Genomic DNA, 17,678 nt, shown 5'->3' with positions numbered 1-17,678 from the left:
GTCGGGGAGAGCATTGTGGGTGATAAGGGCAATACTGTCGGCAGACTGTATGGTCAGGCGGCTATGTCGAGCGCCCCTGCGTCTTCAGCCAATCCGCCGGTGAAGGCGGAAACGCCAGAGGAGGAGGGGTGGTTCTCCAAATGGTGGGGCAACACCAAGCACGAGCTTAGTGAGGCCGCAGATCACCCATGGGAAGCGACAAAAGGTGCAGTCAAAGGGATAGCGAATATACCGTCCGATATTGGTGAACTACTGATCAAAGGTAGTACGCTCCAAACCGCAGGTGAAATGGAGCAGGCCGCCGCGATGCAAAGCGTGTTTGGGCAAACGCAGTCTGCCGAAGCGCTGACGCAAGCGGCACAGGACGTTAAGGCAAGTGCCGGCTCGATAGAGTTGCCAAAGTTCAAGATGAGCAACGCAGCTCAGGCCGGCGGCGACAAGATCGTAACGGCGGTGTCGCTGGCTGCCGGAGGGGCTGGGATAGTCAAGGGCGGGATCAGAGGCGTGGCCGCCTTAGGTAAGGTAGGTGCTGCTGAAGGAGTTGAACTGAGTAAGACCGCCACAGCTACCGGGAAAGTGCTTCAGGCAGAGGGGACTATCGCAGAGGGCACCAAGGCAGCCGACGTACCCACGGCGGTCGGTAAGGCGGCTGGCGCAACTGACGGCGTTGGTGCCGGAGGTGCGGCAGGGGATGGCGCTAAAGTGCTTAAGCCTGCTGAGGCTAAGCTAAAGCCCGGTACGCCCGAACATAAAGCATCGAGGTGGGAAAGATACAAAGCACGAGGTGGGAAGAAAGACTACGAGGCTTGGAGCAAGCAATATGACACGAACATGCGCAACTACCAATTTGGCGCTGCGCGTGAATCTGCATATCGTGAGGCCATGGATGCCTCTGAAGGTACCCTCAAGACGCCTCTGACCAATCGTCAGATTGATATTCTGAAGGCAGACGAAATGTATGCTGGACAGCTTAAAACAGGTCCCGTAAGTTTGACGAAGGAAAACATCTTGGCAATTCAGAAGGATGGAGAACTAGTCAAGCAAGGCTGGCAGGTCGAACACATCCTTGAGCAAGGCGCGTCAAAGCCATATCTCGATGCTTTGGAGAAGGCGGGTGTGGATGCGCATATTGGTCCTAAGATTCCGTAAAGGAAGTATGAAATGGCTTTCGATAGAAAATCAGCTGAAGAAGAATTTGATAATTTCCTGATGAACATGGATGATCAGTTGGATTGGTTATCCGAGAAGGCGGAGGAGCATGGTATTGAGTTGAGTGTTCAGCTGGATGATTTGCCGAAGTTGGAGAAGTTGTTCGATCTTTTGTCTTCTGGGCAGAACAAGGATTATGTGTTGGGGCTCGTTGTTACTTTTGCTCGTTACCTTGGTGAAATTGTCAGGGAAAACTACGGCGGAAAATGGACGTTGCCGCTTGACGACGACAAGAACGTAAATTTCAATACCCCGGTCATTGTTGGGCATACGCCGATAGAGGGGCTTGAGTTTGCGCCACTCTCAGTGATGCGGGCATACGCTCTTCGTAGAAAGCCGGGGACACTCCAGCGCGCCGTGGAAGCACAAGTCGATCCTAAGCCGGTAGACTTGAGTGGCTTGGCTGAGGAGGAGTGATGTTCGGAACGACGTTCGCATTGGGCGGGGCGACAGGACTGGCTGAGGTGTTGGGTCTCCCGCGAGTCGAGCGCGGCACCAAAGGGTTATGAGCCCGCTGCTCTAACCAAGCATGAGCTAGAGGCCCGGTGGAGCGGGTGAAGGGAATCGAACCCTCGTCGTAAGCTTGGAAGGCTTCAGCTCTACCATTGAGCTACACCCGCAGCGCAAGTCATTGTACCTGACCCTTATGGCTGGGCGCGCTACGAAAGGGCGCGTTCGGGTCCGGTGCTATTGGATAGGGCTGCGGCTGCCCGAAGTCAACGCAGTGGAAGTGGATCAACATTGATTGATACGGACCCAAAATGCCTACACAGCGCCTACATTGAATCGAACATTCGCCTGGGTGCTGTGAATTTCTGGTGTAACTCATTGAAATTTAAGGGATAGAGTTCGTAGTCAAATTTCAGCCTCGAGGACGTCGAGTCCTGATCGACGATGCCGGGCCGTCGGCCCGGCATTCGCAGGAGCCGCGCGTGACGCGGCGCGCATCGTCCGTTACTGCAGGTTCCCCCACCGGTCGACCGCCGGCTCCGCCGACGCCCACTTCCAGTGCGTGCCTTGCTGGCATGCATTCGCGAAATACCAGTCGGCCTTGTCGCCGTCCTTCACCGAGAACGCGAATTCCTTGCAGATCGCGAGCGCCGACGCGTACGCGCGCGTGACGCGCACTTCGCCTTCGCCGTTTTCCAGCGGCAGCGTGTTCTTCACCTTCCACGGCTTCACTTCGCCGACGGCCAGGCCGCCGGCCGTCTTCGCGATCGCGTCCTGCTGGTTCTGATGGAGTTGCTTCATCGTGCGGTTGACGGCCTCGTCGGTCGCGGCCTGCACGGCGATCCCGACGCCGACGCCGACCGCCGGATTCGCGGTGACGAGGCCCGTCGCCGCGCCGGCCAGCGCGCCGCTTGCCGCGCCGACCGAGCCGCAGCCGGACAGCGCGGCGGTTGCCGCGCACAGCGCGCCGATCGCCGCGAGACGGAGGGCGACGCTCATTGCAGCGCGCCCCAGCGCTCGGTCGCCGGCTCGGCGGACGCCCATTTCCATGCGGGGCCGTCGCGGCAGATGGTGGCGACGTAGAACGCCGATTGCGCGGCCTTGTCGGCCTTCGCCGGCGTGTCGACCGCGAACACGATTTCCTTGCAGTCGAGCGGGCCGACGCTGATCATCCGGCTGACCGTCACGCGGCCCTGTTCGTCGTCCTCGATCGGGAACGAGTGGTGCGTCGACCACGGCGCGACGCCGCCCACATCGAGCGGGCCGGCCGCCTTCGCGATCTGTTCCTGGGTGTAACGGTGGGCGACGCGCTGCGAGTACTGGACGCCGGCCCGCGCGCCGGCCACGGCGCCGAGGCCGATACCCGTCGCGACGGCGGCGTTGTTCGTGACCTTGGACGCGATCGCGGCGCCCGCGATACCGGCGCCGGCCGTCGCGCCTTCGCTGTACAGCGAGTTGCAGCCTGACAGCAGTGCGGCCGTGGCGATGACGGCCAGCACGATGCGCGCCGGCATGGCCCGACGCGGCGATTCGAAGCGAATGTTCATCCCTGAGTGCAAGTCCTGTCTGGGTGAGCGGCGGCGCATGCACGCCCTGATGCCGCATCATTGTTTCGCAATTGTCATAGGAAAATTGCAAAGCTTTGACAAATCGCCGGCCGGCATGCCGCGCGCACGCGCGGCGCTATTGTCGGATAGATGATTGGCGAGGGGTCGAAACGTTACAAATTGAAGGTAATTGTTACCTTGGCGTGCCGCGAACCGACCTAGACTGTTTTGCTATGGAATGTTTCTCCGACGGCCTCGAGCCGCGCCGCACATGAGACACCCAGCCATGCGCCGTTCAAAACGGTTGTCACACCGGCCGCCCGACGCGGGAGCAGACCGCCCGCGTCCGCGGACCGACGCGCCACCGGCGCCGCCCGCCGGCGCGCCCGACGAGACGCCGTCCGACGGCGATCACAACCAGGGCGGCGCTCGCCCGGAAGGGCTCGACTATCAACGCGACCTCGGTCAGGAGCAGGACGCTTGATGTCGTCGGCGTTGCATTCCACCGCCGTATTTCATTGCATTTCTCGGAACTGAATCGCCGCGCGGCCGCCTTCGGGCCGCCGCGCCCGCTTCGGCGCGCGCCGCGCGCGAGCTTATCGAATCGAGGAGGGAAACCGCATGAGCAGATTGATCGTGGTATCGAACCGTGTCGCCGCCGGCGAGGACACGCGCCCGAGCGCGGGCGGCCTGGCCGTCGGCGTGATGGACGCGCTGAAGGAAAGCGGGGGCGTCTGGTTCGGCTGGAACGGCGAGATCGTCGGCACGCCCGACGCCGAACCCGCGATCCAGCGGGACGGCAACGTCACGTACGCGACGGTCGGCCTGACCCGGCGCGACTACGACCAGTACTACCGCGGTTTCTCGAACGCGACGCTGTGGCCGGTGTTCCACTACCGCGGCGATCTCGCGCGCTTCGATCGTCAGGAGTACGCCGGTTACCTGCGCGTGAACGCGATGCTCGCGAAGCAGCTCGCGGCGCTGCTGCGGCCCGACGACCTGATCTGGGTGCACGACTACCATCTGCTGCCGTTCGCGCATTACCTGCGCGAGCTCGGCGTGAAGAACCCGATCGGCTTCTTCCTGCACATCCCGTTTCCGTCGCCCGACATGCTGCGCCTCGTGCCGCCGCACGAGGAACTCGTGAAGTTCATGTGCGCGTACGACGTCGCGGGCTTCCAGACCGACGCCGACAAGCAGGCGTTCACCGACTACATCGAACGGCGCGGAATCGGCGCGGCCAGCGACGACGGGATGCTGCATGCGCACGGCCGTGTCGTGAAGGTCGCCGCCTATCCGATCGGCGTGCATCCCGACGCGATCGCGCAGGCGGCCGTCCAGTACGGCACGCGCAAGCCGGTGAAGATGCTGCGCGAGGCGCTCGACGGCCGCAAGCTCGTGATGAGCGTCGACCGTCTCGATTACTCGAAGGGGCTCGTCGAGCGTTTCCAGTCGTTCGAGCGGATGCTCGCGAACGCGCCGGGCTGGCAGGGGCGCGTGTCGCTGTTGCAGATCGCGCCGCCGACGCGTTCGGACGTGCAGACCTACCAGGACATTCGCGAAACGCTCGAAGGCGAAGCCGGTCGCATCAACGGCCGCTTCTCGCAACTCGACTGGACGCCGATCCAGTACCTGAACCGCAAGTACGAACGCAACCTGCTGATGGCGTTTTTCCGGATGTCGCAGGTCGGCTACGTGACGCCGCTGCGCGACGGGATGAACCTCGTCGCGAAGGAGTACGTCGCGTCGCAGGATCCGGCCGATCCCGGTGTGCTGGTGCTGTCGGAGTTTGCCGGTGCGGCGGCCGAGCTGACCGGTGCGCTGCTCGTCAATCCGTACGACCTGTCGCAGATGGCGGAAGCGCTCGAACGTGCGCTGTCGATGCCGCTCGCGGAACGGCAGGCGCGTCACGAGGAAAACCTCGCGCGGCTCCGTGAAAACGACCTGTCGGTCTGGCGCGACACGTTCGTCGCCGACCTGCGCAGCGTCGCGGCGGCCGCGTCGGTCACGCGGCGTGCGGGCCGGCGCGTCGCGCATGCGTGAGTTCGCCCCGGGCGCGGGTGCCGAGGACGAAGAGACGGACGCCGCCGGCCGTTTCTTCGTCGTGACGGGCGGCCCGGGTTCGGGCAAGAGCACGCTGCTCGATGCGCTGGAGCGCGCCGGCTTTGCGCGCTCGCAGGAAGCCGGGCGCGGCGTGATCCGCGACCAGATGGCGATCGACGGCCTCGCGCTGCCGTGGCGCGACCCGGCGGCGTTCGCCGAGCTGATGTTGAGCTGGGAGATGCGTTCGTACCACCTCGCGCGGCAGGCGCGCGGGCCCGTGTTCTTCGATCGCGGCGTGCCGGACGTGGTCGGCTACCTGCGGCTGACGGGCCTGCCGGTCCCCGCGCACGCGGAAGCGGCGGCCCGCCGTTTTCGCTATCACCGGCGCGTGTTCATCGCGCCGCCGTGGCCCGACATCTATATGCAGGACATCGAGCGCCGGCAGGATTTCGCGGAAGCCGAGCGGACCTACGACGCGATGGTCGAGTGCTACACGTCGTACGGCTACCGGCTGATCGAGTTGCCGCGCGTCGGCGTCAAGGCGCGCGTGCGCTTCGTGATGGACGCGCTCGACGGCGCGTGACGCCCGTCGCGCGGTAGTCTCAGGTCGCCGTGTCCGGCCTTGGCGACGTGATGCGCAGCATGCTCACGACGGCCGCCACCGCCGCGAATGCCGTGGCGACATAGAGCGCGATCGTCGGCCCGCGATCGGGCGACAGCCCGAAAATCAGCGCGACCAGCGCGGCGCCGAGCGTCTGGCCGGTCAGGCGCGCGGTGCTCAGCATGCCGCCCGCGCCGCCGCTGCGCTCGCGTGGCGCGGACGACAGCATCGCGCGGTTGTTCGGCGACTGGAACAGCCCGAAGCCCGCGCCGCACAGCGCCATCCGCCACACGATGTCGACGGTGCCCGGATGCGCGCCGATCGTCGCGAGCGACAGCAGCCCGGCCGCGAACAACGCGAGCCCGATCCCGCCGAGGATGCCCGCCGAATAGCGGTCCGACAGCACGCCCGCGAGCGGCGCGGCGAACACGATCACGAGCGGCCACGGCGTCATGTACAGGCCCGTCTCGACCTGCGAGAAGCCGAGCGAGTTCTGCAGCCAGAACGGCAGCGCGACGAACGCAAGCATCTGCGACGTGAACGATGCCATCGACGTGTAGATCGACAGCGCGAACATCGGGATGCGCATCAGGTCGACGGGCAGCAGCGGCGCCGGCTGCGACAGCTGGCGCTTCACGAAGAAGTAGCCGACGACGAACGCCACCGCCAGCTCGGCCGCGACGTACGCATGGCGTTCGCCGTGGCCGAGCCCGTCGACGGCCGTGATCAGCAGGCCGAACACGCACGCGTTCATCAGCGCGCTCGGGAAATCGTAAGGCGCGTCGTGCAGCGGGTTGGCCGGCAGCGCGCGCAGGCTGCCGAGGACCGCGGCGATGCCGATCGGCACGTTGACCGCGAACAGCCACGGCCACGATGCGAACGACAGGATCGCGGAGGCGACCGTCGGCCCGATCGCCGACGACAGCGCGACGACCATCGCATTGATCGACAGCCCGCGCCCGAGCATCGACGACGGGTAGATCATCCGCACGAGCGCCGCGTTGACGCTCATGATGCCGGCCGCGCCGAACCCCTGGATCACGCGCATCACGGCCAGCATCGGCAGCGAGCCGGCCAGCGCGCAGCCGAGCGAGGCCGCGGTGAACAGCGCGAGCCCGGCGATGTAGATGCGGCGATAGCCGATGCGCTCGCCGAGCGACGCGAGCGGCAGCAGCGTGATCGTGACCGCGAGCTGGTACGCGTTGACGATCCAGATCGATGCGGCGTCGGACGCGTGGAGGTCGCGCGCGATCGTCGGCAGCGCGACGTTCGCGATGGCGCCGTCGAGCACGGCGAGCGTGATGCCCAGGGCGACGCAGACGATCGCCCAGTAGCGTTGCGGAAGCGGCAGGCCGGTATCGGCGTTCATGACGGGAGCGAGAGCTTGGTTGTCCGCGCACCCGGTTGCCGGTTGCGTGCGCAACCATGCGCGAGGGTGGCGGCGATGAACGGCCCGCTCGGTGCGGCGGCACCGGAACGGGGCCGGTCGAGTGTATCACCGGGCCGCATGACGCGACGCCGGCATGCGCGGCCGCGGGCCGGCGCGGGCACTCAGCCTTCGAAGTCGAGGCCGCCGAGCCGCACGAGCGGATCGGCCTGCGTGCGCGACGCGAGATCGATGTCGCGCGCGCCCTGCCACGCGCCCAGCTTTCTCGGCAGCGCGGCCAGGTAGTGCTCGAAGCGCTGCGGGCCGTCCGGCTCCATCAGCCGCTCGATTTCGTCGGTGTCCCAGGTCAGCTCGAGATTCAGCGGATGCTCGAAGCCGCTCACATGCTCGTGCGGCGCGCTGCGGATCTGCACGCGCGTCGGATGCCCGTGGCCGCCGTACGGGACGACGTCGGTCAGTACGTGCTCGGCGAAGAAGGCGGCGATTGCCTGCGCGATGCGCGGCGCGAATTCGGTATCGAAACGGCGGGCGGTTTCGGGCTGCATGAAGGCGTCTCCTGTGTGCCGAAAATCGTAGCACGGCGGCGCGGCGTTCCGGTGGGCCCGATGCCGGTAATCGCGCGTTACCACTTGCTGCATCTATTACGGCCGCGTGCCGCCACAATGCATCGCATCCAGTACCACTTCGCGTGGGAGTCCATCATGAAAAAGATTGCCGCAGTGTGTGTCCTCGCCGGTTCGCTCGCCATCGCGGGCCCGGCGTCCGCGCATGGCCGCGACGGCGGCGCCGTCATCGGCGCATTGATCGGCGGCGCGGTGCTGGGCGCGATCGTGACGTCCGCGATGAATCCGCCCGTCGCGTATCAGGCGCCCGTGTACCAGGCACCGGCCTATCAGCCGCCGACGTACTACCAGGCGCCGGCATACCAGCAGCCGGCGTATCCGACCTATCAGCAGGCGCAGTACCAGGACGACGGCCCGAACTATTGCTACGACCGTTACCAGCGCGCGTATGTGTGCGGTGCGCCGGTGCGGGGCGGCTACGCGCAGCCGGCCGGCTGGTAAGCGGGCGCACGCGACGCGTGAACGGGCAGGGCGCCGGCAGGCCGGCACCCGCCGGGGTTCATTCGCGGGACCGGACGACAAAAGGCCCTCGCTTCATGCGAGGGCCTGTGCTTTTGTGCGACCGTCCGTTTGCCTGCGTGACGCACGACCGGCCACCGGCGGGCCGTGCGCGGATACAAACGGTTGCAATTGCGCGTCAGTGACGATGGCCGCCACCGCCGTCACCGCGCCCGCCGCCGTCGTTCCAGTCGCCGCGGCGTCCGCCGCGTCCCCAGCCGTTGCCGCGGTTGCCGCGATCGCCGTCCCAGCGGTGGTAGTCGCGCCGGCCGCGATCCCAGTCGCGCCCGCCGCCACCGCCCCAGATGTTGACCGTGCCGTACACGGGCGACGGCGCGTACGCGTAGCCGGGATCGGAATAATAGGGCTGTCCGTAGCCGTATCCGGCGTCCGGGGCGACGACGCAGCCGGCCAGCAAGGTCGCGACGCCGGCGGCAGCAATGAGCTTCAGCATGATGTTCTCCGTTGGTTGCCGTATAAGTACCGCGCACGGGAACCGACAGCTGTTTGCAATTGTGTCCGCAAATTACAGCTCAGTAAGGTCTTGATGCGAAAGTGTTAGCATCCGGGGCTCTTTTGTTTTTCAGGAGCACATCGATGAAATTCGCGATCCGGGCCGCCCTGGCCGCTATCTGCGTAACGACTGCCGCCGCGTGCGTGGCGAGCCCCGCATCGGCGCCCGCCGTGCCGGCCGAGTCGATCAAGATGTTTCCGCAGGCGGCGGCCGGCCAGCAGCGCGTCGTGATCGGGCTGCCCGCGCTCGAGAACGAAGGCGATGCGCGCGTCGAGCTGATGATCGGCAAGACATTGCAGACCGACTGCAACCAGCAATGGTTCGGCGGCGAGCTGACCGCCGAGGACGTGAAGGGCTGGGGCTACACGTATTACCAGCTCACCGACGTGAAGGGGCCGGCATCGACGCTGATGGCGTGCCCGGGCCAGGCGCCGCAGCAACGGTTCGTGCAGGTGCGCGGCGACGGCCAGCTGCTGCGCTACAACAGCCGCCTGCCGCTCGTCGTCTACGTGCCGGACGGCTTCGAGGTGCGCTATCGCGTGTGGCATGCGTCGAAGGACGTGCAGCAGGCCACGAAGCAGTAAGTCACCCGCCGGCGCGGTTGCGTGCGGCAGTGTCCAGACGCTACGCGCCGCCCGTGCTGCCCGCACCGACGAGCGCGGGCCATGCGCCCAGCGCGGCCTGCGCGATGGCCTCCAGATCGCGGCGGCTCGCGCCGTCGCGCGCCTGGATCGACATGCCCTGTTGAACCGTCACGTAGTAACGGGCGATTGCATCGAGGTTCGCGTGCGCCGAGATCTCGCCGGTCGCGACGCCGTGCCGGAGACGATCCCGCAGCGCCTCGACCGTGCCCTCGCGCATCCCGATCAGCGTTTGCCGGACCGTGTCGGAGCGTTCGGCCGGATGCAGCGCCGACAGCACGATCAGGCAGCCGGGAGGCTTCGAGCGCCGCGTGAACACGCGCGCCGTATCCATCAGGTAGTTCCGCACGGCGTCGTGTGCGCTGTCCGCCCGTTCGACGCCCCCCAGATTTCCCGTCCCTCCGTCGCGACGTAGTGCTCGAGCGCCTGCCGGAACAACGCTTCCTTGCTGCCGAACGCCGCATACAGGCTCGGCGACGCGATGCCCATCGCGGCCGTCAGGTCCGTCATCGACGCACCTTCGTAGCCGAGGCGCCAGAACACCTCCATCGCGCGATCCAGCGCCGCTTCCTTGTCGAAGCTTCTCGGTCGGCCCCGTTCAGCCATTGCGTCCATCCCTGCGTCGATTTCTGTATCGATCGATAAAATAAATCAATTGACTGTGCGACGCAACTCGCTACATTCTGTGTCGGTCGTTGCATAAATAAGGAAAGGAACCGACATGAACCGACTTCAGGGCAAGCGTGCACTCATCACCGGCGGCAGCCGCGGCATCGGCGCGGCAATCGCGAAACGGCTGGCGGACGAGGGCGCGGACGTCGCGATCACGTACGAGAAATCGGCCGAGCGGGCGCAGGCCGTCGTCGCGGGCATCGAGGCGCAGGGCCGCCGCGCCGTCGCGATCCAGGCCGACAGCGCCGATCCGGTTGCCGTGCGCGACGCGGTCGACCGTGCCGCGGAGGCGCTCGGCGGCCTCGACATCCTCGTCAACAACGCGGGGATTTTCCGGGCCGGCGCGCTGGACGACCTCACGCTCGACGACATCGACGCGACGCTGAACGTGAACGTGCGCGCGGTGATCGTCGCGTCGCAGGCGGCGGCGCGCCATCTCGGGGAGGGCGGGCGCATCGTGTCGACCGGCAGTTGCCTCGCGACGCGCGTGCCCGATGCGGGAATGAGTCTCTATGCGGCGAGCAAGGCCGCGCTGATCGGCTGGACGCAGGGGCTCGCACGCGACCTCGGCTCGCGCGGCATCACGGTCAATATCGTGCATCCGGGTTCGACGGATACCGACATGAATCCGGCCGATGGCGAACACGCCAGTGCCCAGCGTTCGCGCATGGCGATTCCGCAGTACGGCAAGGCCGATGACGTCGCCGCGCTCGTGGCCTTCGTCGTCGGGCCGGAAGGGCGGTCGATCAACGGCACGGGCCTGACGATCGACGGCGGTGCGAACGCGTAAGGGCCGCGCCCGGCGGGATCCGGCCGGGCGGCGCGACGTTCGTTATCGGCAGCCGAGCCGTTGATGCTCGGTTTCGAGGTCGGCCCGTTTGTCGTAGGCGTGCAGTTCGTTGCGCGGCTTGCCGTCCGGGCCGACGCGGCGCACGACCTTGTGGCCGCGGTCGGGGGCGTGCGTGACCGCGTCGATGCGCGCGGCCAGTTCGCGGCAGCGTGCGTCGGGCGATGTGCTGTCCCGAAGTGGTGCTGCCGCCGTCGTGACGTTGGCGATGCCCGGGCTGACATAGCGCGGCGTGGCGCGAGCCGTGCCGATATCGGTGTCGGTGGCGTTCGCCGTGCAGGTCAGCGCCGAAAGGGCGGTCAGTGCCGCGATGGTTCGAATCATGATCGGGTCCGGTGCGAGCGAAGGTTCGGGATTCTACGCAATGCGCGGTGCCTCACCGTGGTGCACGGACAAAGTGCGATCACATGTCGCATGACACGGCGATGAATCGGAGAGGCGCGCCAACGGTTCGTGCGTCGGACATACAGTGCGCCGGGGCGGACGAAGGCCTCATTTACAAAGGCGCGACGCATCCTTAGGATGACGCCACCTCCGGTCCGTCAGAAATCCTATGCATATAGTCGATCGCGCGATGCTCGCCGCGCTTTGCCTTGTCGTTGCCGCGTGCGGCGGTGGCGGCGACAGTGCGGCGCCGCCCGCGCAGACCGTTGCGGGCACACCCGTTCCGCCGGCATCGCCTGCCGAGCCTGCCAGCGCGGCGTCCGGCGGTTCGCCGTCGTCGGCGAATCCCGCCAGCCCCGTGCCCGCGTCCACCGCGGCCGGCACGACGCCCGGCGCGGCGCGCGCGCCCACGCAGGGTGCCAATTCCGGGCTCGTCGCGGATGTGACCGTCTATCCGGCAGCCAACGGCGGCGATCAGGCCGACGCGCTGCAAAAGGCATTCGACAGCCTGAAGGCCGGCCAGCGCCTCGTCATCTCGCCGGGGCGTTACGTCGTCGGGCATTCGCTCACGGTCAGCGTGCCGCAGGCGGTGATTTCCGGATACGGCGCGACGCTGGCCGCCACGAATCCCGCGGACCAGACGATCGTGATGAGCGGTACCGGTTCGACGCTCGTGGGCGTGACGCTGGTCGGTACCGGCACGACGCGGCTCACGACGCCGGCCTCAACCAAGGTCGACGTGATCGGTGCGGGCGTCCAGGTGCTGCGCGTGACGATCCAGGGTGGCGCCAGCGCCGGGATCTTCGTGTTCGGCGGCAGCGACGTCGCGATTGTCGGCAACACGGTGAGCGCCACACTGGCGGACGGGATCCATACGACCAACGGATCGATCAACGTGCTCGTGCAGAACAATACGGTGACGGCCACCGGCGACGACATGATCGCGGTCGTCAGCTATCGGGGGGACGGCCGCGTCAGCAGCAATGTGCTGATCGACCATAACGCGGTGTCCGGCAACGTGTGGGGGCGCGGCATGGCGGTGGTCGGCGGCCAGGCCGTGACGATCTCGAACAACACGGTCGACGGCGTGCAGAAGGCGGCGGGCATCCTGGTGGCGCAGGAGGACAGCTGGAACTCGTTCGGTGCGTCGAACGTGATGATTAGCGGCAACGTCGTGACCAACATCCAGAACTCGAACGCAAACAACGGGCTGCAGCCGACGCAGCAGGCGGCGCTCGAACTGGACACGTCGACGGGCACGGTGACGAATGTCGCGGTGACGGGCAACAGCGTGTCCGGCTCCGGTTATGCGGGTTTCCGGGCGTATGGGAACGTGTGCTCGTTCAGCGTGACGGGGAACACGTTCTCGTCGATCGCCGGTTCGCCCGTGTCGCTGCTGGCGAGCGGGTGTGCGGCGAGCCAGATGGTCGTCGATGCGAATCGGTTGGGCGATGGCAGCTTGCTGGCGCAGCCGGCGGGGGTGTCGGCTGCGAAAGGGGCGTTTTCCGTGACGGGGGCGGATGCGAGTTTGATGCCGCAGGTGAGGACGGGGTTGATGTGAGGGCGGACTGGGCAGGGTGAGGCTGGCGGGGGAATGTTGGTCCCCGACAGAATTCATGCTTCAGTGATGGCGAGGGATTGCGGAGAGATTTTCATAACTTATACCCCCAAAAACACCCCTAAAAAATCGTAGTCGTGAATTCTACGGGCGCGATTCCCAAGACTCGCCGGAGGGGCTGGTGCTATGGAGGGCGGCAGACAGTCGTCGCGGCTTCGCATCGTCCATCCTAAATGAGCACAATTTCAACCACGACTGGATCGAGCGTCAGCTGGTACAGCGAGCGCGACGGCGTCCGGGCAGCCTACAATCACGCAGAGTACCTGCCCGAGCGCCGGAAGATGATGCAGTGGTGGGCCGACTATCTCGCTAGCCACCTTACAGAGTAATAAGGGTTGTTACTTTTGCGACACGTCTTGATGGGAATCAATTCAGACGGGCGGGGACCAACCGATGATGGCGGCTCTGGAGCGCGATTTTGGGACCCTTCAGTCGAAGTGGCTCGAATCTTGCGTGAGATTCTCCTGACGAGCGCCGCGCTGTAGCTACGGCCGGAGCATCGGTGTTTATTGGTGTGGCGAAACATAGACAGCCGGACTAAAGTTTTGTTTACTACCTGCCGTTCATGATACATATGCCGGACGTCGCAGCAGAGGAGAGACACTATGTTCGATTTTCGCATGTCGCTGAGCGAAAACTTCGCATCGTTCCGCGACGAAAGAACGGGGAAGTTCGTGTTCGTCGATTCGTTCGACAATCACGAATTTAGTGTCCGAATCGGTACGCTCCGCGATAGCCGTCTCATTGGTACCGTTGTTGCGAAGTCGAACGAAGACCTGAACAGCAAGCTGAGAGATCTCGTCGAGCACAACACGAAGTGATCGATTATGCCGATAACAGCACAACAACTGACGGCACTTGAAACACGGATCAACACAGCGCTAGCGAAGCACAACGTGAAGCTTGTGCTCTCGGCTCACTTCACTGGCGACCGTGTGAATCACGTGCGGAACATACCGCCGATTACGCTCGCGGAACTTGAAGCGATGTTGCAGCAAGTCGTTTCGCAGCACGTGGGGCAGATCTTGGCACTCAACGATCAGGCCACGTTCAATCTTCGATGTGGAAACTCGCACATCAACATACCTTGCGGCTTCGCTAAGGCAACAGGTAACGGCGCGGCGATGCACGAAATTACCGCGATTACAGTAATGCGAAATCCTAAGTTTTACTGTAAAGATCCCATAGAATTTCACGTATAAGCCCCGCTCCGAGCGGGGCTTTTCACATCTGGCGGCCTGCGCGATGATGGCGCCGTAGCGTGACCGGGAACAGTCCCACGCTGGAACTATATGCCGTGCAATTCCTTCCAACCGCTCCAATGATCGAAGCACCATGTGACGCCTGCGTCGCGCTGCACGGCGAGTCGTCGAGCCGGGAAGCGCATCACCTCGAATTGGTCGGAGTGGTCATGCGCAACGGTCGCCCGTTCGAAGAACACTACGAGTGTTCGTCGTGCTGCGCATCGTTGTCGCGGCCCTTGATGTCTTTTCCCGAAGCGAGCGTCTGGTACATGGTCGACGGCACCCGGCACTGATCGCCACGGTAGTCGGAACCTGTCCAACGGTGCATACGTCACTTCGCATTCGATGGTGGTAGTTGTATCGGTGGAGAGACGGACGCCGAACCGCCTAGTATCGGCGCCCGTAGCCCTCGCGATACAGCGTTGCGCCGATCGATGTCAGCAACGCGATGTCTTCTTCTCCCAATGTGTCCCAGGCGCTCGCCAGCCAACCAGCGAATCCGGCACAAGCGTGGTCCAGATCGACCGCTGCCCGTCCTTCGGCATTCAGCCGCTCGAAGATCGTGATTACGTCGTGTGGGGTCATGGCTTGCTCCCGGTGATAACGACAGCATAGGCGCTCGAGGCCGTACGTTCGAAAAAGGGGGAAGGAGCGCGCCTTACTTGCGGCAGTGCGGATCGTGGATCAGTGCGAGACGGCCTAAAAGTTCGTCCACCTGGATTTCGAAGGCCCTGTTTCGCACGGGTTGCGTGCGGAGCTTGTTGAGCTTGAGCTTCCAGTACGCCGGGTCGTTTACAGGGGAATTGTTGACGAAGGCGTGTTGCGCTTGCTCAAGTAGTCCGATCGCTCGCCTGATATGTATCAATTCGCGTTCCGCTTCGCAGTACCAGCTCATGTTTGCCGCCTTCTGATAGTTTTTATTGTGACTTGTTGAGCCTCGGGAGCCTTTGAGTTCACTCAAAGACAATGCGCGAGCCGAGCTTGAACCGTACTGCCGCCGCGTGGCGCGACGAGGGGAGAGGGAGCAAATGTGGTGCGCAAGCAGAGCGCGACGCAGACTTGGGGAGGGGCGAGCGATCAATCTACAATTGGCTGCTCGGTCCAACTCATCATACGCGCTTCGCTGATCAGGCAGCTGCTTTATTTCGTCCGCGACGAGAAGCGAGCCGTCGTCAACCTGCGGCGGGACGACTGGGAGGAGTGGCTGACGACGTCGAACGTCGAGGCGGCGCGAGCGATGCTGCAGCTTTATCCGGCAGAGGAGATGGTGGCTGAGTCGTCACCAAACAGAAAAGACACTGAATGAGAATCGTAGAACCGTGAGCCCATGAAGCAGATAGGCGCTGCGTCTGCGGGTCTTCCGCAATATCGACGAGCGTAGAATGGATCGACCACACCGGGGACGTGACATGAACAAAAACTCGATTAAGAGCGGGGGGAGCATCTCGACGAGACGCCAATTGCTATCGGCCGGCGCCGCCATCTTAGCTCTCTGTATCTCGTTACCAGTGCGCCCGCAAATTGGCGCCGCGTCAAGCGTAGTCCTGCTCAAGGAATTGGCTGATGGAGTTGGCGCGGCCGCAGACGCGCTCACGAAAATCGTAGACAGTCTGACGCATCTCGTCACCACGGGCGCTCAGGGTTACAACGCAGTGCACGCAAACCTCGTGTACGACAAGTTGCGAAACACTAGCGCGCTCGCCAGTTCGTTGGTCTCGAGCCAATTGATTCTCGCCAAGAACCTAGGGGAGTATGCGGAATCAGCGGCAGGCGCTGACCAAGCGTCTCGCGAGGTTGCTTGGGCCGCGCTAGTTAAGCGGGTGCAGGATGTGTTGACCCAGGTGTTAGCAATCTTGAATCGAGTCCGCGAAGATCGAAGCGATTTTGTTCTCGAGCCGGCGTACGCGAAGCTATCAGACGTGCTTCAAGCGCGCGTGTCGCTGTTGCAGCGGATACAAAGCATGCCCGCGCCTAGCACCCCGGAAGAATTACAGTCCGTGCGAGAAATTGCCAACCGCTACAACGATCTGATCGCTCAGCTTCAACTTGCTAGGGACGAGATGAATGTCTATGTGAAGAGTATCAAGCACTGACGCGATTGCGAGAATCCGATGGCTATCTTATCGAAAGAAGAACTAGTTGAGCTGACTGGCGGCCTCAAGCAGGGCGCTGCGCAGATCCGCTGGATCGAACGCGCCCTCGGTATCAAAGCGCCGCGACGCATCGACGGAACGCCGATGATCACGTGGGAGCAGATCAACAACGTGCTGCAGCCGGCAGAGCGGCGACGTACAGAACCGAACTGGACCAAGCCGCTATGATTCGCTGGCTAGCAGCTTGTCCACCTCTTCGATCGAAACGAGTCCGCAGCGATTCAGTCTCAGCGTTCCGAATCTAATCATGTTGTGCACGGTGCGCGCGCTTACGCCGAGCATTTCTGCCGCTTGCTTCTGGTTGACCTGCGGAGGGCGCGGATGGCGGTTCGCATAGAGTTCGACCGCTCGAAGAGCGATGCGTAGTTCGCGTTCCTCGTCGCTGTCGTGGCCGCCGTTACTGACAGTGGCGCCGATCCTTGACCGCAGCCACTCGTCGAAGTTGATCGATAGATCATCGTGCTGGACGCGTCGCATGTCACCTCCTGGTCGATATCGCGGTGGTCAGTAGCCAACCATCCGGCGAATTCGTAGATCGGATACTGTCATGTACTCTGCGTCTGGGCTGACGTAATACCTGCTACCAATTTTCTTCGGCGATGGATGGATAAGCCCGTTCTTTATCCATCGTCGAATAGAGCGCTGTGAGGGAGCGTATTCCCCGAACGTTTGCTCTGCCCAAACGCTCAGTGGTATCAACTTTGGCCTTGATTTCGAAGGCGTCGTCGATACCGGAGGAGAGGACTTCTTAGCGATATTGTCGAGCGCCTCCTTGATTTGCTTCTCGTCCCTCTCCATCTTCCGGGCGACGCGTTCTACAAGGGGGCGCTTGCGTTCTTCTTTCTCGTCTTGCAGCCAACGGAGATATGCAGGGATGTTGAGCTCGAACGCACCGTCTCCAACGAGACGAAATTGCACACCCCGCTGGAGACGACCATTCCTCATTTGGCTCTTGATCCGCGATACGTTGCGCTTCATCAACGTTGCAGCTTCTTCCAGCGGAACCCATTGCTCTTCGGACGGCTTTGACATCGACAACTCCTCGACCTTTGACCACGCGTTCGCATTCGGGCAGACGGTTTACAAAATTCCCCTTGACGACGTAACACGGCGGTCATAACCTTGAATCGCTGCTGAGACAACAGCGGCCGGGTTTGGCGACCTGACACTCAAGGCGGATGACGACCGCTACATGGCGGTATTTTTTCGTCTGTACACTTCGCGCACATCCAGTCTATGGGTGGGCG

24 protein-coding genes, 2 tRNA genes and 2 pseudogenes are annotated in these 17,678 nt (G+C 63.8%); 15 read left to right on the top strand and 13 right to left on the bottom strand.

The features are described from left to right. Positions 1-15: 15 nt before the first annotated feature. Both VXM69_RS14790 and VXM69_RS14785 read left to right on the top strand, forming a co-directional pair. Positions 16-1,149, top strand: coding sequence for a hypothetical protein (locus tag VXM69_RS14790; RefSeq protein WP_258281294.1), 1,134 nt, complete (start codon positions 16-18; stop codon positions 1,147-1,149). A gap of 12 nt (positions 1,150-1,161) precedes the next feature. Further along, positions 1,162-1,626 carry a hypothetical protein gene (locus VXM69_RS14785; protein ID WP_367189802.1) on the top strand — a complete coding sequence of 155 codons (465 nt, stop codon included), beginning with the start codon at positions 1,162-1,164 and terminating at the stop codon, positions 1,624-1,626. Between the two features lie 51 nt (positions 1,627-1,677). Here VXM69_RS14785 and VXM69_RS14780 read toward each other — a convergent pair. From VXM69_RS14780 to VXM69_RS14765, 4 genes are all read right to left on the bottom strand, one after another. Next, positions 1,678-1,753 (bottom strand) — tRNA-Ile (locus VXM69_RS14780). 2 nt (positions 1,754-1,755) lie between these two features. Continuing rightward, a tRNA-Gly gene (locus tag VXM69_RS14775) sits at positions 1,756-1,829 on the bottom strand. A gap of 334 nt (positions 1,830-2,163) precedes the next feature. Beyond that, positions 2,164-2,658 (bottom strand): hypothetical protein, encoded by a 495-nt coding sequence (locus tag VXM69_RS14770; protein ID WP_034190695.1) that lies wholly within the window; start codon positions 2,656-2,658, stop codon positions 2,164-2,166. After that, on the bottom strand, positions 2,655-3,206 hold the full coding sequence (locus VXM69_RS14765; RefSeq protein ID WP_034190696.1) for a hypothetical protein: 552 nt from the start codon (positions 3,204-3,206) through the stop codon (positions 2,655-2,657). Before VXM69_RS14765 ends, VXM69_RS14770 begins: the two co-directional genes overlap by 4 nt. A 286-nt stretch (positions 3,207-3,492) precedes the next feature. On the opposite strand from VXM69_RS14765, the gene VXM69_RS14760 reads away from it, so the two are divergent. The 3 genes from VXM69_RS14760 (at position 3,493) to VXM69_RS14750 (ending at position 5,832) form a co-directional block, all read left to right on the top strand. Beyond that, a complete protein-coding gene (locus VXM69_RS14760) occupies positions 3,493-3,690 on the top strand; it encodes a hypothetical protein (protein WP_080287933.1) in 198 nt (65 codons plus the stop codon). A 137-nt stretch (positions 3,691-3,827) separates the two neighbouring features. Continuing rightward, positions 3,828-5,249, top strand: a complete 1,422-nt coding sequence (otsA, locus tag VXM69_RS14755) for an alpha,alpha-trehalose-phosphate synthase (UDP-forming) (RefSeq protein ID WP_059558202.1) — start codon at positions 3,828-3,830, stop codon at positions 5,247-5,249. Next, a complete protein-coding gene (locus VXM69_RS14750; protein ID WP_367189801.1) occupies positions 5,242-5,832 on the top strand; it encodes an AAA family ATPase in 591 nt (196 codons plus the stop codon). The genes otsA and VXM69_RS14750 overlap by 8 nt, the downstream gene beginning before the upstream one ends. Before the next feature lie 19 nt (positions 5,833-5,851). Here VXM69_RS14750 and VXM69_RS14745 read toward each other — a convergent pair whose 3' ends face one another. Next, positions 5,852-7,219 (bottom strand): MFS transporter, encoded by a 1,368-nt coding sequence (locus tag VXM69_RS14745; RefSeq protein WP_034190698.1) that lies wholly within the window; start codon positions 7,217-7,219, stop codon positions 5,852-5,854. A gap of 182 nt (positions 7,220-7,401) precedes the next feature. Further along, the gene (locus VXM69_RS14740) at positions 7,402-7,782 is read right to left on the bottom strand and encodes a DUF5594 family protein (RefSeq protein ID WP_034190699.1); all 381 of its coding nucleotides are present in this window, start codon (positions 7,780-7,782) and stop codon (positions 7,402-7,404) included. A gap of 117 nt (positions 7,783-7,899) precedes the next feature. Between VXM69_RS14740 and VXM69_RS14735 the strand changes: the two genes are divergently transcribed. Further along, the gene (locus VXM69_RS14735; RefSeq protein WP_034190700.1) at positions 7,900-8,301 is read left to right on the top strand and encodes a hypothetical protein; all 402 of its coding nucleotides are present in this window, start codon (positions 7,900-7,902) and stop codon (positions 8,299-8,301) included. A gap of 196 nt (positions 8,302-8,497) precedes the next feature. Here the strand turns inward: VXM69_RS14735 and VXM69_RS14730 are convergent, their stop codons facing one another. Then, positions 8,498-8,812, bottom strand: a complete 315-nt coding sequence (locus VXM69_RS14730; RefSeq protein WP_034190701.1) for a hypothetical protein — start codon at positions 8,810-8,812, stop codon at positions 8,498-8,500. Positions 8,813-8,955: 143 nt separating this feature from the next. On the opposite strand from VXM69_RS14730, the gene eco reads away from it, so the two are divergent. Continuing rightward, a complete protein-coding gene (gene eco / locus VXM69_RS14725; protein WP_034190702.1) occupies positions 8,956-9,456 on the top strand; it encodes a serine protease inhibitor ecotin in 501 nt (166 codons plus the stop codon). A gap of 40 nt (positions 9,457-9,496) precedes the next feature. Here eco and VXM69_RS14720 read toward each other — a convergent pair. Beyond that, positions 9,497-10,119 (bottom strand): annotated as a pseudogene (locus tag VXM69_RS14720) (TetR/AcrR family transcriptional regulator). A gap of 115 nt (positions 10,120-10,234) precedes the next feature. Between VXM69_RS14720 and VXM69_RS14715 the strand changes: the two are divergent. Further along, the gene (locus tag VXM69_RS14715; RefSeq protein ID WP_049032606.1) at positions 10,235-10,975 is read left to right on the top strand and encodes an SDR family NAD(P)-dependent oxidoreductase; all 741 of its coding nucleotides are present in this window, start codon (positions 10,235-10,237) and stop codon (positions 10,973-10,975) included. Positions 10,976-11,017: 42 nt separating this feature from the next. Here VXM69_RS14715 and VXM69_RS14710 read toward each other — a convergent pair whose 3' ends face one another. Next, on the bottom strand, positions 11,018-11,356 hold the full coding sequence (locus tag VXM69_RS14710; protein WP_124609469.1) for a hypothetical protein: 339 nt from the start codon (positions 11,354-11,356) through the stop codon (positions 11,018-11,020). Between the two features lie 229 nt (positions 11,357-11,585). On the opposite strand from VXM69_RS14710, the gene VXM69_RS14705 reads away from it, so the two are divergent. The 4 genes and pseudogenes from VXM69_RS14705 to VXM69_RS14690 all read left to right on the top strand — a co-directional run bounded on the left by VXM69_RS14705 (position 11,586) and on the right by VXM69_RS14690 (position 14,236). Then, entirely contained in the window at positions 11,586-12,977 is a 1,392-nt protein-coding gene (locus tag VXM69_RS14705; RefSeq protein WP_260435835.1) for a right-handed parallel beta-helix repeat-containing protein, read from the top strand. Positions 12,978-13,182: 205 nt separating this feature from the next. Beyond that, positions 13,183-13,363, top strand: a pseudogene (locus VXM69_RS14700) (integrase); the annotation flags it as partial. Between the two features lie 276 nt (positions 13,364-13,639). Further along, positions 13,640-13,855: a hypothetical protein gene (locus VXM69_RS14695; protein ID WP_367189800.1), complete on the top strand. Its 216-nt coding sequence runs from the start codon at positions 13,640-13,642 to the stop codon at positions 13,853-13,855. 75 nt (positions 13,856-13,930) lie between these two features. After that, positions 13,931-14,236 carry a hypothetical protein gene (locus VXM69_RS14690; RefSeq protein WP_367189799.1) on the top strand — a complete coding sequence of 102 codons (306 nt, stop codon included), beginning with the start codon at positions 13,931-13,933 and terminating at the stop codon, positions 14,234-14,236. Between the two features lie 429 nt (positions 14,237-14,665). On the opposite strand, the gene VXM69_RS14685 is transcribed toward VXM69_RS14690, so the two are convergent. Together VXM69_RS14685 and VXM69_RS14680 are read right to left on the bottom strand one after the other, a co-directional pair. Next, complete coding sequence (locus VXM69_RS14685) at positions 14,666-14,863, bottom strand: hypothetical protein (RefSeq protein WP_034190707.1); 198 nt, start codon at positions 14,861-14,863, stop codon at positions 14,666-14,668. A gap of 73 nt (positions 14,864-14,936) precedes the next feature. Beyond that, a complete protein-coding gene (locus VXM69_RS14680; RefSeq protein ID WP_034190708.1) occupies positions 14,937-15,173 on the bottom strand; it encodes a hypothetical protein in 237 nt (78 codons plus the stop codon). Positions 15,174-15,311: 138 nt separating this feature from the next. Between VXM69_RS14680 and VXM69_RS14675 the strand changes: the two genes are divergently transcribed. The 3 genes from VXM69_RS14675 (at position 15,312) to VXM69_RS14665 (ending at position 16,599) form a co-directional block, all read left to right on the top strand. Continuing rightward, complete coding sequence (locus VXM69_RS14675; RefSeq protein WP_367190231.1) at positions 15,312-15,584, top strand: hypothetical protein; 273 nt, start codon at positions 15,312-15,314, stop codon at positions 15,582-15,584. 103 nt (positions 15,585-15,687) lie between these two features. Continuing rightward, the gene (locus tag VXM69_RS14670; protein WP_367189798.1) at positions 15,688-16,371 is read left to right on the top strand and encodes a hypothetical protein; all 684 of its coding nucleotides are present in this window, start codon (positions 15,688-15,690) and stop codon (positions 16,369-16,371) included. Between the two features lie 18 nt (positions 16,372-16,389). Further along, positions 16,390-16,599, top strand: a complete 210-nt coding sequence (locus VXM69_RS14665) for a DUF4224 domain-containing protein (RefSeq protein WP_367189797.1) — start codon at positions 16,390-16,392, stop codon at positions 16,597-16,599. Here VXM69_RS14665 and VXM69_RS14660 read toward each other — a convergent pair. Both VXM69_RS14660 and VXM69_RS14655 read right to left on the bottom strand, forming a co-directional pair. Beyond that, a complete protein-coding gene (locus VXM69_RS14660) occupies positions 16,594-16,908 on the bottom strand; it encodes a helix-turn-helix domain-containing protein (RefSeq protein ID WP_367189796.1) in 315 nt (104 codons plus the stop codon). The two genes, VXM69_RS14665 and VXM69_RS14660, sit on opposite strands and share 6 nt — an antisense overlap. A gap of 27 nt (positions 16,909-16,935) precedes the next feature. Next, the gene (locus tag VXM69_RS14655; RefSeq protein WP_367189795.1) at positions 16,936-17,463 is read right to left on the bottom strand and encodes an excisionase; all 528 of its coding nucleotides are present in this window, start codon (positions 17,461-17,463) and stop codon (positions 16,936-16,938) included. Between the last annotated feature and the right edge of the window lie 215 nt (positions 17,464-17,678).

The sequence above is a fragment of the Burkholderia sp. Ed8 genome (assembly GCF_040761425.1).
Taxonomy (GTDB): Bacteria; Pseudomonadota; Gammaproteobacteria; order Burkholderiales; family Burkholderiaceae; genus Burkholderia; species Burkholderia seminalis.
Note: the sequence above shows the minus strand (reverse complement) of the source record. Positions and strands in the feature narration are given on the sequence as shown.

What these genes read in the sequence shown, in the direction of transcription:
- VXM69_RS14785 (WP_367189802.1), top strand. Translation starts at nt 1,162, where the DNA reads ATGGCTTTCGATAGAAAATCAGCTGAAGAAGAATTTGATAATTTCCTG.
- VXM69_RS14770 (WP_034190695.1), bottom strand. Translation starts at nt 2,658, where the DNA reads ATGAGCGTCGCCCTCCGTCTCGCGGCGATCGGCGCGCTGTGCGCGGCA.
- VXM69_RS14765 (WP_034190696.1), bottom strand. Translation starts at nt 3,206, where the DNA reads ATGAACATTCGCTTCGAATCGCCGCGTCGGGCCATGCCGGCGCGCATC.
- VXM69_RS14760 (WP_080287933.1), top strand. Translation starts at nt 3,493, where the DNA reads ATGCGCCGTTCAAAACGGTTGTCACACCGGCCGCCCGACGCGGGAGCA.
- otsA (WP_059558202.1), top strand. Translation starts at nt 3,828, where the DNA reads ATGAGCAGATTGATCGTGGTATCGAACCGTGTCGCCGCCGGCGAGGAC.
- VXM69_RS14750 (WP_367189801.1), top strand. Translation starts at nt 5,242, where the DNA reads ATGCGTGAGTTCGCCCCGGGCGCGGGTGCCGAGGACGAAGAGACGGAC.
- VXM69_RS14745 (WP_034190698.1), bottom strand. Translation starts at nt 7,219, where the DNA reads ATGAACGCCGATACCGGCCTGCCGCTTCCGCAACGCTACTGGGCGATC.
- VXM69_RS14740 (WP_034190699.1), bottom strand. Translation starts at nt 7,782, where the DNA reads ATGCAGCCCGAAACCGCCCGCCGTTTCGATACCGAATTCGCGCCGCGC.
- VXM69_RS14735 (WP_034190700.1), top strand. Translation starts at nt 7,900, where the DNA reads ATGCATCGCATCCAGTACCACTTCGCGTGGGAGTCCATCATGAAAAAG.
- VXM69_RS14730 (WP_034190701.1), bottom strand. Translation starts at nt 8,812, where the DNA reads ATGCTGAAGCTCATTGCTGCCGCCGGCGTCGCGACCTTGCTGGCCGGC.
- eco (WP_034190702.1), top strand. Translation starts at nt 8,956, where the DNA reads ATGAAATTCGCGATCCGGGCCGCCCTGGCCGCTATCTGCGTAACGACT.
- VXM69_RS14715 (WP_049032606.1), top strand. Translation starts at nt 10,235, where the DNA reads ATGAACCGACTTCAGGGCAAGCGTGCACTCATCACCGGCGGCAGCCGC.
- VXM69_RS14710 (WP_124609469.1), bottom strand. Translation starts at nt 11,356, where the DNA reads ATGATTCGAACCATCGCGGCACTGACCGCCCTTTCGGCGCTGACCTGC.
- VXM69_RS14705 (WP_260435835.1), top strand. Translation starts at nt 11,586, where the DNA reads ATGCATATAGTCGATCGCGCGATGCTCGCCGCGCTTTGCCTTGTCGTT.
- VXM69_RS14695 (WP_367189800.1), top strand. Translation starts at nt 13,640, where the DNA reads ATGTTCGATTTTCGCATGTCGCTGAGCGAAAACTTCGCATCGTTCCGC.
- VXM69_RS14685 (WP_034190707.1), bottom strand. Translation starts at nt 14,863, where the DNA reads ATGACCCCACACGACGTAATCACGATCTTCGAGCGGCTGAATGCCGAA.
- VXM69_RS14680 (WP_034190708.1), bottom strand. Translation starts at nt 15,173, where the DNA reads ATGAGCTGGTACTGCGAAGCGGAACGCGAATTGATACATATCAGGCGA.
- VXM69_RS14670 (WP_367189798.1), top strand. Translation starts at nt 15,688, where the DNA reads ATGAACAAAAACTCGATTAAGAGCGGGGGGAGCATCTCGACGAGACGC.
- VXM69_RS14665 (WP_367189797.1), top strand. Translation starts at nt 16,390, where the DNA reads ATGGCTATCTTATCGAAAGAAGAACTAGTTGAGCTGACTGGCGGCCTC.
- VXM69_RS14660 (WP_367189796.1), bottom strand. Translation starts at nt 16,908, where the DNA reads ATGCGACGCGTCCAGCACGATGATCTATCGATCAACTTCGACGAGTGG.
- VXM69_RS14655 (WP_367189795.1), bottom strand. Translation starts at nt 17,463, where the DNA reads ATGTCAAAGCCGTCCGAAGAGCAATGGGTTCCGCTGGAAGAAGCTGCA.